The sequence below is a fragment of the Clostridium sp. SY8519 genome (genome assembly GCF_000270305.1).
Taxonomy (GTDB): Bacteria; Bacillota; Clostridia; order Lachnospirales; family Lachnospiraceae; genus SY8519.
The window spans coordinates 1,682,798-1,695,331 of the sequence record NC_015737.1; the positions used below are offsets into that span (position 1 = coordinate 1,682,798).

The following is a 12,534-nucleotide window of genomic DNA, read 5'->3' on the forward strand; positions in this document are numbered from 1 at the left end:
GGATGAATACATGAAAGGTTTGCACAAGATTATTTTTCCATTTGCGCCGGATCAGTCCGGGGCGGTTTCTGTCTTTTACGATCTGGGCGGCATGATTGTCATCTGCGATGCCGGCGGCTGTGCCGGAAATATCTGCGGATTTGACGAACCCCGCTGGTTTCAGACAAAGAGCGCGGTATTTTCCGCGGGACTCAGGGATATGGACGCCATTTTGGGCCGGGATGATCTGATGATCCGCAAAATGGAGGATGTGGCAGAAAAACTGGATCTGGAGTTTGCCGCCGTCATCGGGACGCCGGTGCCGGCCACCATTGCCACTGATTACCAGGGAATTAAGCGGCTGGCCGAAAAAAAGATCGGCCTGCCGGTGATCACAGTGCCCACAAACGGCATCCGCTGGTATGATGAAGGGGCGGAACGGGCTTATCTGGAACTGTTCCGGACCTTTGCGGCGGATCCGGATACCGGAAAAGGGCATGCATCGGGAGCACAGGACATCATTCCGCACTCTGTCGGCGTCATAGGCGCGACGCCGCTGGACCTGGGCGGGACAGCTGCCCTGGAGCGGCTGAAACAGGCGCTGCGGGAGCAGGGAGCCGAAACCGTGGTCTGTTACGGAGCCGGAGCTTCGATTTCCGATGTGCGCCGGGCCGGCCGCATGGAAAAAAATCTGGTGGTGGCGCCTTCCGGCCTGAAAGCGGCCCGTTATCTGCAGAGACAGTTCGGCACGCCTTATACCTGCGGCTATCCGATTCCGGAGACGGTTTCCATGCCGGAACCGGCGGCGCTGAACGGAAAACGGGTGCTGATTGTTCACCAGCAGATCCGGGCCAATGCCCTGCGGGAATACCTCCGCGCGGTAAGCAGCGCCTCCGTGGATGTGGCTTCCTGGTTTCTGCTGAAACCGGAAGGAAAGCAGCCGGGAGATTTCCGCCTGCGGGAAGAGGATCAGTTCCGGGAACTGATGGCAGGGGGAACCTATGATGTGGTTTTCGCAGACCCCTCTTTCCGCCGGGCAGCCCGCGGATTTCAGGGCGTGTGGGTGGATCTGCCCCATTTTGCGGTGTCAGGAGTCCCGGAAGCGTAAGAAAGCACAGAAGCAGTCTGCCGAAACGGCAGGGAAAGGAGGGACGGTATGTCAGAAGAGAGACGGGAGGCAGTGATTCGGGTCTATGGAATCGTGCAGGGCGTCGGATTCCGTCCTTTTGTCAGCCGGATCGCGGATCAGCACCAGATCGCGGGCAGTGTCTGCAACAAAGGACCGTATGTGGAGATTGCGGCAGGAGGGAACCGGGATCAGATGGAGGCGTTTCTGTCTGATCTGGAGCACCGTCCGCCGGAGCGGGCAGTCATCCTGAAGATTGATGTGGAGGACCTGCCGGCGGGAAATGTGGCAGAAGACAGGTTTTCCATCATTGAAAGCGCGAAGGAAGAAGGGGAAATCTTTGTATCGCCGGACATCGCCACCTGTCCGACCTGCAGAAAAGAACTTTTTGATCCGTCCAACCGCAGATATCTGCATCCGTTTATCAACTGCACGTCCTGCGGTCCCCGGGTCACCATTCTGGACGGAATGCCCTATGACAGGGAACGGACCAGCATGAAGGAATTTCCCATGTGTCCGTCCTGCGAATACGAGTATACCCATGCGGAAACCAGGCGTTACGATGCCCAGCCCGTGTGCTGCAATGACTGCGGCCCCAGGGTCTATCTGCTGCCGACAGACAAAACGGCGCCGCTGCCGGTATCCGTGGATACCCTGCCGCCGGATCAGACAGACGCGGCAGCCATTACAGCCGCCCGGAGGACGATTGCGGAAGGGGGGATCGTGGCAATCAAAGGAATCGGGGGATTTCACCTGTGCTGCGACGCCACCAGCGAAGCGGCCGTAGCCCTTCTGCGCAGCCGGAAACGCCGGCCGGTGAAACCCTTTGCCGTGATGATGCGGGATCTGGATACCGTAAAACGGGAGTGCGAACTGCCGCCGGAACAGGCAGAAGTGCTGGACGGACACCAGAAGCCGATTATCCTGCTGAAAAAGAAGAAACAGCCGGACTGCCGGCTGGCGCCCTCCGTGGCGCCGGGCAACCCCACCGTAGGCGTGATGCTGCCTTACGCGCCGGTTCAGATGCTTCTGTTTACTTACACGGATTCCGTGAAAATGCCGGATTGTCTGGTGATGACCAGCGGCAACATTTCCGGCGCGCCGATCTGCCGGGACGACGAATCTGCCCGGACGGAACTGTCACAGATGTGTGACCTGATCCTGTCCCACAACCGGCGGATCCGGCTTCGGGCGGATGATTCGGTGATGGATTTTTACAAGGGCAGGCCCTATATGATCCGGCGTTCCCGGGGATATGCCCCCCTTCCGTTTCTGCGGGAAGCGGAATGCAGCGGCACGGTGCTTGCCATTGGCGGCGAGCTGAAAAACACTTTCTGCATCGGTCGGCATCATCTGTTTTACCCCTCGCCTTATGTGGGGGATATGGCGGATATCCGCACCATACAGGCGCTGCGGGAATCCATTGCCAGAATGGAGGATCTGCTGGAGGCGCGGCCGGAGCTGGTGGCCTGTGACATGCATCCTAAGTATCATACGGTGGAAGTGGCGGAAAGCCTCGGGCTGCCGGTGGTGCAGGTGCAGCATCACTATGCCCATATCCTTTCCTGTATGGCGGAAAATGAGTGGGAAGAGGAAGTCATCGGCGTGTCCTTTGACGGCACCGGATACGGCACGGACCATACGATATGGGGCGGCGAGTTCCTGCGGGCATCCGTACGGGGATTTACCCGCCTGGGCAGCATAGATCCCTTCCTTCAGATCGGCGGCGACGCTTCTTCCAGAGAAGGCTGGCGGATCGCGGTTTCCATGCTGCTGGAAGGCGCCGAAACACGGGAAAAAGCGGAAGATCTGGTCCGGCGCCTGGAACTTTGTGATGAAAAGACCATGAAAGTCCAGGAAATGATGGCGGACCGCAGGATCAACAGTGTCTCTTCCACCAGCGCAGGCCGTCTCTTTGACGCGGTCAGTGCCGTGCTTGGCATCTGCAGGCAGTCCTCTTTTGAAGGGGAGGCCTCTATGGCGCTGGAATTTGCGGCGGAATCCTGGGAAGAGAGCCATCCGGCAGGACAGAGGAAAGCAGACAGCCGGCAGCTGGGCAGGGCGGAAGACGGCCGTTTCCTGCTGCCCACCAGAGAACTGTTTCTTTCCCTTGCGGCTTCCCGGCTTTCCGGCAGGGATCCAGAGCTTCTGGCATGGAAATTTCACAGGGATCTGGCGGAAGCCATACTGGCCGGCTGCAGGGAGGCGGAACGGGTGACCGGACTGCATACCGTGGCGTTAAGCGGCGGGGTGTTTCAGAACCGTCTGCTGCTGCGGATGACGGAGGAACTGCTTTCCGCCCATGGATTTCGGGTGCTGCTGCACAGCATGGTGCCGGCGAACGACGGCGGAATCGCGCTGGGACAGGCGGTATATGCCATGGAACAGCTGAATCAGAGAAAAAAATCAGAAAAGGAGAATTGATATGTGTGTAGGATTACCGGCAAGAGTTGTAAAAGTAAAAGACGGAACCGCTCTGGTAGATGCTTCCGGCGCGAAGAGAGAAGTCTCCGCGGAGCTGCTGGATGAGCTGGATCCGGGAGATTATGTGATGGTGCACGCAGGGGTGGCGATCGCGAAAATCACCGATGACGATGAAGACGAGACAGATGCGCTGATGGATGAGCTTCTGTAGGAAGGGGTAGGGACATGAGCGAAGGGAAAAAAACTGCCCGGGAGATTATCACAGAGTACCATGGGCCGAAAATACGGATTATGGAGGTCTGCGGAACCCATACCCATGAGATTTTCCGTCTGGGAATCCGCAGAATTCTGCCGGAAAGCATCGAGCTGATCTCCGGCCCCGGCTGTCCGGTCTGCGTGACGCCGGTGGGATATATCGATGAGGCGGTGATGCTGGCGCTTCAGCACCACTGTACCATCTGTACCTTCGGCGATCTGATCCGGGTGCCGGGATCTGAGATGAGTCTGGCCGGTGCGCGGGCGGAAGGCGCGAAAATCCAGACCGTCTACACGCCGACAGACGCCTATGAATACGCGAAAAACCACAGGGATGAGCAGGTGGTGTTTCTGGCAGTGGGATTTGAGACCACGACGCCCTCCGCGTGTCTGGCAGTGACCAGGGCGCAGAACGACGGACTGGACAATTTTTCCATCCTGACGGCGAATAAAACCATGGGCAACGCTTACCGGGCTCTGAAGGGAAGCGCGGACGCGTTCCTGTATCCGGGCCATGTCAACGCCATTACGGGAACAGAAATCTGCGAAGAACTGGTGCAGGAGGGCATTTCCGGCGTAGTGGCCGGATTTACGGCCAAAGAACTGCTGACCGCGCTGGCATATACCATTGTCAAAGTACAGGAAGGAAAGCCGTTTTTCAAAAACTGCTATCCGCGGGTGGTGACCCGGGAAGGCAGCATTGCCGGCAAACAGATGATGGAGACGGTGATGGAACCCTGTGATTCGGAATGGCGGGGGCTTGGCGTAATCCCCATGTCCGGACTGAAACTGCGGGAAGAATACGCGGCCTATGATGCCCGCAGAAAATACGGACTTCCGCGGATTCAGGGAAAAGCGAACCCGGCCTGCCGCTGCGGCGAGGTGCTGCAGGGCAAATGCAGGCCCTGTGACTGTCCGGTTTTCGGCAGGGGATGTACGCCGCAGCATCCGGTGGGCGCCTGCATGGTGTCCAACGAAGGCGCCTGCTCGGCGTATTACGCGTACGGCATGGAGTAACAGATCAAACAGAAGATTTTGCATACAGGCGGCAGAACTGCCGCCGGCGAGGAGAAAGAGATGAGCAGTGATAAAGTGACACTTGCACACGGTGCAGGGGGCAGACAGACAGCAGAGTTAATTGAACGGGTATTCCAGGCACATTTTTCCAATCCGGAGTTTACTTCAGATGACGCGGCGGTTCTGCGGATCGGCGCAGAGCGCCTGGCGTTTACCACAGACGGATTTATCGTGTCTCCCTATGAATTTCCGGGAGGAAATGTGGGAAAACTGAGTATCTGCGGCACGGTCAACGATCTGTCCTGCATGGGGGCAAAACCGCTGTACCTGTCCTGCGCCTTCGTCATTGAAGAGGGATTTCCCATGGAAAAACTGGAGGAAATTGCTGCCGCCATGGAGAAGACAGCAAAGGAAGCCGGTGTGCGGATTGTGGCCGGTGATACCAAGGTGGCCGGCAAGGGTCAGGTGGACCATGTGTTTATCACAACCACCGGAATCGGACAGATCATGGACGGCGTGCAGACTTCCGGCGCCCTGGCGCGGCCGGGGGACGCGGTGATTGTCACCGGTGATGTGGGACGCCACGGCTGCACCATCCTTCTTGCCAGAGACGAATACGGCATAGACGCGGATGTAACCAGCGACTGCGCGCCCCTCTGGGATGTGGTCCGCTCCATGTTTGACGTGACAAAAGATATCCACGCGGTGCGGGATGCCACAAGAGGCGGCGTGGGCACCGTACTGTATGAAATCGCGGAACAGAGCAATGTGGGCATCCGTCTGGACGCCCAGGCAATTCCGGTAGACGGCGCGGTATCCGGCGTCTGCGGCATGCTGGGCTTGGAACCGCTGTATCTGGCCTGCGAGGGCCGTCTGGTGGTATTTGTTCCGAAAGAAGAGGCACAGGCAGTGGTAGAGGCGCTGCGCGGACAGAAATATTCGGCCAATGCTGCGATTATCGGAGAAGTGACAGAAGATAACGCCGGCAAAGTAATCATGACGACTGAGATCGGAGCGCAGACCGTACTGCCGCAGCCGGGCGGAGAGCTGCTGCCCCGTATCTGCTGAGAGGAAAAGATATGATCGATTTACACAAACAGACAGACACTCCGGTGGATCTTACGGAACGTCCCATCGGGGAGGTCTGCGTCGGTACACCGCCCTTTCCGCAGGGGCTGGAATACTGCGCGCCGGCCCGGGGACACTGGACCATCGCCCATACTCCCATGCTGATTCCCGGAAGTTATATGATCTATCTGTGCGCTTCCGCCTGTATGCGGGGGGTGGTGCTGTCTGTGCTGGAATATGAGGGCATGGACCGGTTCTCTATGATAATCCTGAAGGATGAGGATATCTATGAAGGCAATCTGGAGCAGGTGATGATCGACGGAATCTGTGAAATCATTGACGGACTTAAGGAGCATCCGCCGATTGTCATGCCCTTTACCAGCTGTATCCACCATTTCCTGGCCTGCGATACCACATATATTTATGAGGTTCTGCGCAGCCGATATCCGGATATCGATTTTGTGGAATGCTTTATGATACCCACCATCCGCAAAGGGCATATTACCCCGGAGGAACTGATGCAGGTCAATCTGTACGATGCCCTGGAAGAGGGGCTGGAAAAGGACCGGAGCGTCAATCTCATCGGATGCAATTACCCGGCGGATCCGGCAGATGACTACTGCAGGATGCTTCTGGCAGCAGGCTACCGCCTGCGGAATCTGCCCGCAATGGAAACCTATCAGGAATACAAAGATATGGCCAGAAGCGCGGCCAATCTCTATACAGCGCCGGTTGCCCGGTTTTCTGCCCGGAAGCTGGAAAAACGGCTGAACCAGCAGGATCTGTATCTGCCGTCAGTCTGCACCTTTTCGGAAATCCGACAGGCGCTGACGGATCTGGCGGATACCCTTCAGATTCCGCTGCCGGATCTGGACGCCATGCAGGCGGAAGCGGAAGCAGCGGCCGCCAAAGCGCGGAAACTGCTGGGCGACACCCCCATTGCCCTGGACTACGAGGTGATTCCTCGCTTCTGTTCCATGGCCCGGATGCTGACGGAGCTGGGTTTCCATGTCACGGATCTTTATTCCGATTATGTCCTGCCGGAGGAGCAGGAAGACCTGGACTGGCTGAAGGAACACGTGCCGGAGCTTGTATTCCACGCCACATCCGGCTATGCCTGCCGCATGGAGGAAAATATCAAACGGCCGGAGCCGGAAAGAAAGATACTGGCGATTGGCCAGAAGGCGGCTTATTTTACGGGAACCGCCCATTTTGTAAATATGCTGGAATATAACGGGCTCTGGGGCTTTCACGGGATTGTCCGGCTGATGGAACTGATGATGGAAGCCTATGAGCAGGAAAGCAATGTACCGGAGATTATTTCGGTCAAGGCATGGGGCTGCCATGCATAAGAAGGAAGCAGGAATGAAACAGGTATATCACAATCTGTGTACATATTCGGCAGATTTGTTCGGTGTGAATTCCGCACTGTATGAGCTGGGAGGACTTTTGGTCATGCATGACGCCTCCGGCTGCAATTCCACCTACAATACGCACGATGAACCCCGCTGGTACACCATGGAAAGCATGGTATACGTATCGGGACTGAATGAAAAAGATGCCATTCTGGGCAATGACCAGCGCCTGATTGACGATGTCTGCGCAGTGGCAGAGAAAGAACATCCAAAATTTATCGGACTCACCCGGTCGGTGCTTCCGACTTATATGGGTACGGATCTGAAGGGAATTGCCCGGGTGATTGAAAAACGGACCGGAATCCCGACCTTCGGGTTTCCCACAAACGGAATGGACAGTTATGTGCTGGGGGCCGGTGCCGCCTTTCGCGCCATTGCGGAGCGGTTTCTTCCGAAGGCGCAGCCGGAAAATCACCTGCAGGATACCGACGGCGCCGGCCGTTCGGATGCTTCTGCCTGCGCAGCAGACAGGATCCGCCTGAATCTGATGGGAGTCACTCCCCTGGACTTTTCTGTCTGCGGCAATGTGGAAGCACTGACGGAAACCATGGAACATGCCGGATTTGAGATTCTCAGCAACTGGGCCATGGGCAGCACCCTGGAGGATCTGCAGCAGGCGCCGGCGGCAGATGTGAGTCTGGTGGTATCCGTGACCGGGCTGCCGGCGGCGGAGTATCTGTATGAAACCTATGGGGTTCCCTATGTACTGGGCATTCCGGTGGGACGGGAAGTGACAAAGCAGCTGGAAATACTGATCCGCAGGGCCTTTGACACCGGCAGGAATCAGAGCCTGTTTGCCCTCCGGCGGACACCGCTGCCACAGAGGGATTTCCGGGAGTGCGGCCGGAAAATCCGGATCATAGGGGAAGCCTTTCACTGTGCCTCCCTGCGCTGTTATCTGGAATGGACCTATGGCTGCCGGGACGTATCGATTCTGTGCCCGCTGGAACGGGACGGCGGAGTCCTGCGGGAGACAGATGCCCGCCTGAGCGATGAAGCATCTGTGGCGGACTGGATTTCCGAGGCGGAAGTCGTGATTGCGGATCCTGTATATCAGCGTGTCACAGGGCCGGACATCCGGTTTCTGAAGGATCCCCACGATGCTTATTCCGGCCGGATGTACCACAGGATCGGCAGGCGGTTTGTGGGAGCGGACGCGGATCCCTTTCCGGAATTTCATCACGAACTGCAGGAGTAGGAGCAGGAATCCGTAACTGTGGAAAAAACCGGAAGACGCCGGATTCAGTCATCTGCTGAATCCGGCGTCTTCCGGTTTCGGGCTTATATGATCGCTTCCCGGGAATCAGGCGAATTTCTTATACCAGTAGTTCGCCTTGGAGATTCTGCGGGACATGGCCGGAATACCGGCCCGTTCATAGGTCACTTCAAAATATCTGGTTGCCTGGGCGACCGAGCTGTCATTTCTCGCCATACGTCTTTTCAGTCCGGAGCAGTCTTTGTAGACCATGAATTTCAGCTGGGTCTTCAGGTTGCCGGTACCGGTCCCCTGTTTGCGGGCATACCGCCTCAGGGCGCTTTTGCGGGAGCCGGTCCACTGGATCAGTCCGTAACAGCTTCCGCTGCGGGAAGTGGCGGAAATGCCGGATTCCTGGTCCATATTTCCGAGAATGCCCGCGGTGGCTTTCTTGGAGAAGCCCTGGGAACGCAGGAAGTTCCAGGCAGTTCTGGCCCGCGCGGTCTTGGAACGGGAAGCTGCCTGTGCCGGCTGTGCGATGGATCCGGCAACGGAGGCTGCCATCACTGCAGCCAGCGCAAAGGTCAGGACTTTTCGGAAGGGTTTCTTTTTATGGGAAGCAGATAAATGTCTGGAATCAGTATCGGGTGTCTGTGTGCAGGATTCTGCATGTGCGAATATCATAAGGTCTCCTTTGACAAATTTCTTTTTCTTCTGTAAATAATCACATCAAATCACATCAGCTCATTGCATCCGATTGCATCGGCGGAGCCGGCAGATGCAGCCGCGGCCGTTGCCCGGCCGGATAAATGTTACGTAAATATTACAACAAATTGAAAAATATTGCAAGTTATGTGACGGAATGTTTATGAAATATTTATGGAAAAGTTACTGCAAAAAACATCCAAAGGCCAGTGTTTCTGCGGGATACAGAAGAATTTGAAAATAAAAAATTTTTGACATTCTGTGGGGGGAATCCCGGTTGAAAAACAGTTTTTTTGCGTTATAATTAGGCATAGATCAGGCAGAAAATCCACGGGTTTTCCGTCCGTGCAGCCTGACTGCTAAGGGATGATTTCATGTTTTACGGCACGCAGACAGTTTATCATCAGATCAGCCGGTCTGCTGCGGGACACATGCGGCTGATCTTCTGAACATTTATTCTGAAAGGGTATGATTCAATCATGGGACATCATCATATAGACAGACTTATTTCCGCCACTGCGATTCTGACCGCAGGGGCGTTAGCTTTCTGCGGCATTCCGGGAGCCGGCGCGCTGCCGGGGACTTCAGTGACCGCCCGGGCGGCCATGCGCACCGAGAAGGAGCTGAGCTATCAAGTCAGCCCGAAGCTTTCCGATGAGCAGCAGAACATCTTAAAGGCGGCCCTGTCCCTGGAAGGCAGGATTCACTATGTATGGGGCGGCAAGGCGGCCAGCGCCGGATGGAACTCCGGCTGGGACAGCGGCGGAGGGATGGACTGCTCCGGTTTCGTTCAGTGGGCGTACTGGACTGGCATCAACAAAAAAGACGGCATGCACAGCACAGAAGAGATCAGCAGCTCCGCGAAGGAAATTAAAAAAAGCGAGCTGGAACCGGGCGATCTGGGTCTTCTGTTCCGGGGTGGCAGCCATTATGAGGACCAGAACGGCAATACCTACGAAACAAAGGAAGAGGCCGCAGCGGGTAGCCGGAAGCAGGCGGAAGAGTATATCAAAGCATACGTTGCCGGAAAACCGGCCAAAGGGCCGAAATTAAAAGACGCTTCCGACACCCAGAGCAGCAGTCACGCAGCAGCACTGCGTTATGCCCGGAAAGCAGCCGAAGCGCAGGAAGAGCTGGACAGCCTGAAAAAAACGGAATCTGCAGCAGACAGACTGACCGCGAAAGCCGAGCAGCTGGAAAAACAGGCGAAATATTACCGGGAAAGGGCCGCTGCAGCAGAAGGACAGGCAAAGCACTTCCAAAAGGAAGAAAAAGAAAACCGGGAGGATACCGGCGAGACAGAAAAGCAGCAGGAAGCGGACCAGGAGCCGGAGGTGAAGACAGAGGGGTATCAGGCATCTGTAAAACCAAAAGCAGGGAACCGGTCGGAATATGAGAAAGAGGCCAGGACTTACACCGAACGGGCGGCAGAGTTCGGCCGGAAGGCAGCTGCGCTCCGGAAAAAGGCCGCAGCGGCAGCCCGAACAGACCAGGCACAGCGGAAAAAAGCAGAAACATTGAAAAAACAGGTGAAAACCTTCACAGAAAAAGCCATTGAGAAAGAAGCTTCCGTCTGCAGGACCAAAAAAGTCACCAACCACGTAGGCATTTACGTGGGAAAGGATGCCAGAGGCAGACAGATCTGGGTACACTGCAACGGATCCGCGGATACGGTGTCGGCAGGGACGTTCGGAGGCTTCCGGTATTTCTGCAGGATCAGCTATCCCAGACACTACCGGATCAGGGACGGCAGGCTGGACAAGGAGAAAAAAGCAGAATCTCTCTATGAGGGAATCCAGAAGATTGCGGATGATCTGCGAAAACAGGCACTGTATATGGGACCCAATCAAAAAGATGTAGTCGAAGAAACTCAGGCAGCCGACCAGGCAGATGCCGCAGCTGCGGAGAAATGACGGAATACAGTAAACAGACAGAAAGCCGGATCCCGATCTGATCCGGCTTTCTGCCTGCATGAAAAAAAGAATTGATACACGCTGCTGTCTCAAAGGTTTCAAGGGGGGGAAGATTCCTTCTGACAGCTTGAAGTATAGCGGAAAAATATGACCGCTGTGGGAGCAGAATTTGAACAATTTATGAAGAATATGAACATTCCGGGAATCTTTCCGGAAGCCGGAGGATTTCCAGACAGAAGCAGATGAGAATATGCACGGAATGTGATACAATAGGGCAATAGATGAACCGGAAAGGAAGGCAGAAGGATGAGCAATGAGAATTTAAACAGAGAAATAGAAAATGTCAGCACAGATCCGGAGGCAGTAAAATGCGCCTCAGCACTGAATGAAGTGATTCGTACCCGGGGCATGAATCTGGAAGAACTCTCCGCCAAGTGCGGGATCCCTGTCATTGTTCTGCAGGACTATACGACCACCATCGCAGACATCCGGGAGGCAAAGGCACTGGATCTGCTGAATCTGGCGGAAGCGCTGCAGGTGGATCCTTATATCCTGGTGGGAAAGCATCCGATCGAAGATTTCCAGAAGAAAATGAAGGAAGAATATACGGATTCCTCTTCCCTGGAATATCTGCGCAAGATGCTTTCCAAGCCAATCCGCGGCTGAGAAAATAAACAGGCAGACGATAAGCTTGCGCTGCCGGCTGCCGGCAGAATGGAGGCGATTATGAGAGTTACGGAAGTATCATCCAGAAAGAAAGGCTACGATTCCATCAAAATTCTGTACCATGAAGCATTTCCCAGGCGGGAGCAGATCCCTTTTTCGGTGCTGCGTCTGATGGCGCACCGAAAAGGGATTAATTTTCTTGCCTTTTATGAGGAAGATGAGCTTTGCGGCATGACCTATCTGGTCCGGGATCAGTGGACGGTATTCGTTCTGTTTCTGGCCATTGACGGTAGGAAGAGAGACCGGGGCTACGGCACCAGGATCCTCCGCTGGCTGAAATCCCGCTTTCCGGACTGCGAGATTGTGCTGGAGATCGAGCCTTTGGACGAGGAACAGGCACCCAACCATATGCAGCGGAAAAAGCGCATGGAATTTTATGAACGCAGCGGGATCCGGGACACCGGCTGGGAAGTTTATGAAGGGGACGTCCGCTACTGGCTGCTGTCCAGTGAGGGAAGAGATTTCGATCCTTATGAATTCCGGAAACTGAACCGCTGGTTTTCTCTGGGGTACTTTTCGGAGATGCCCCGCAGAAGAAAACAGAATCTGTGATCGAAATCCGGTCACTCTCAGACAGACGGAAAGCAGGGGGTGCAGAATTCACACACCAGCCCTTTATTCGTTAATTGCATAACAAATAGTCGAAAACCACCAAAAAATCTGAAATAATATCGGATTTTTTAGTGGTTTTTTGTTATAATAGAGGCAAGA

11 protein-coding genes are annotated in these 12,534 nt (G+C 55.5%); 10 read left to right on the forward strand and 1 reads right to left on the reverse strand.

Features of this window, described 5'->3' with window-relative positions; translation table 11 throughout:
- Nucleotides 1-10: 10 nt before the first annotated feature.
- The 7 genes from CXIVA_RS07915 to CXIVA_RS07945 are packed head-to-tail and all read left to right on the forward strand — an operon-like array spanning nucleotide 11 to nucleotide 8,482.
- Entirely contained in the window at nucleotides 11-1,087 is a 1,077-nt protein-coding gene (locus CXIVA_RS07915) for a nitrogenase component 1 (protein ID WP_013977488.1), read from the forward strand.
- A 48-nt stretch (nucleotides 1,088-1,135) separates the two neighbouring features.
- Nucleotides 1,136-3,529, forward strand: a complete 2,394-nt coding sequence (hypF, locus tag CXIVA_RS07920) for a carbamoyltransferase HypF (protein WP_013977489.1) — start codon at nucleotides 1,136-1,138, stop codon at nucleotides 3,527-3,529.
- A 1-nt stretch (nucleotide 3,530) separates the two neighbouring features.
- A complete protein-coding gene (locus CXIVA_RS07925) occupies nucleotides 3,531-3,740 on the forward strand; it encodes a HypC/HybG/HupF family hydrogenase formation chaperone (protein ID WP_013977490.1) in 210 nt (69 codons plus the stop codon).
- A 14-nt stretch (nucleotides 3,741-3,754) separates the two neighbouring features.
- Nucleotides 3,755-4,801: a hydrogenase formation protein HypD gene (gene hypD / locus CXIVA_RS07930; protein ID WP_013977491.1), complete on the forward strand. Its 1,047-nt coding sequence runs from the start codon at nucleotides 3,755-3,757 to the stop codon at nucleotides 4,799-4,801.
- Between the two features lie 60 nt (nucleotides 4,802-4,861).
- Nucleotides 4,862-5,869 carry a hydrogenase expression/formation protein HypE gene (gene hypE, locus CXIVA_RS07935; RefSeq protein ID WP_013977492.1) on the forward strand — a complete coding sequence of 336 codons (1,008 nt, stop codon included), beginning with the start codon at nucleotides 4,862-4,864 and terminating at the stop codon, nucleotides 5,867-5,869.
- Nucleotides 5,870-5,880: 11 nt separating this feature from the next.
- Nucleotides 5,881-7,221 (forward strand): nitrogenase component 1, encoded by a 1,341-nt coding sequence (locus CXIVA_RS07940; protein ID WP_013977493.1) that lies wholly within the window; start codon nucleotides 5,881-5,883, stop codon nucleotides 7,219-7,221.
- 13 nt (nucleotides 7,222-7,234) lie between these two features.
- Nucleotides 7,235-8,482 carry a nitrogenase component 1 gene (locus CXIVA_RS07945; RefSeq protein WP_013977494.1) on the forward strand — a complete coding sequence of 416 codons (1,248 nt, stop codon included), beginning with the start codon at nucleotides 7,235-7,237 and terminating at the stop codon, nucleotides 8,480-8,482.
- Between the two features lie 105 nt (nucleotides 8,483-8,587).
- Here the strand turns inward: CXIVA_RS07945 and CXIVA_RS07950 are convergent, their stop codons facing one another.
- Complete coding sequence (locus CXIVA_RS07950; protein ID WP_013977495.1) at nucleotides 8,588-9,163, reverse strand: phage tail tip lysozyme; 576 nt, start codon at nucleotides 9,161-9,163, stop codon at nucleotides 8,588-8,590.
- A gap of 500 nt (nucleotides 9,164-9,663) precedes the next feature.
- On the opposite strand from CXIVA_RS07950, the gene CXIVA_RS07955 reads away from it, so the two are divergent.
- The 3 genes from CXIVA_RS07955 (at nucleotide 9,664) to CXIVA_RS07965 (ending at nucleotide 12,375) form a co-directional block, all read left to right on the forward strand.
- Entirely contained in the window at nucleotides 9,664-11,097 is a 1,434-nt protein-coding gene (locus CXIVA_RS07955; RefSeq protein WP_013977496.1) for an NlpC/P60 family protein, read from the forward strand.
- Between the two features lie 306 nt (nucleotides 11,098-11,403).
- Nucleotides 11,404-11,763: a transcriptional regulator gene (locus CXIVA_RS07960; protein WP_013977497.1), complete on the forward strand. Its 360-nt coding sequence runs from the start codon at nucleotides 11,404-11,406 to the stop codon at nucleotides 11,761-11,763.
- A gap of 60 nt (nucleotides 11,764-11,823) precedes the next feature.
- Nucleotides 11,824-12,375 (forward strand): GNAT family N-acetyltransferase, encoded by a 552-nt coding sequence (locus CXIVA_RS07965; RefSeq protein WP_013977498.1) that lies wholly within the window; start codon nucleotides 11,824-11,826, stop codon nucleotides 12,373-12,375.
- Nucleotides 12,376-12,534: the final 159 nt, after the last annotated feature.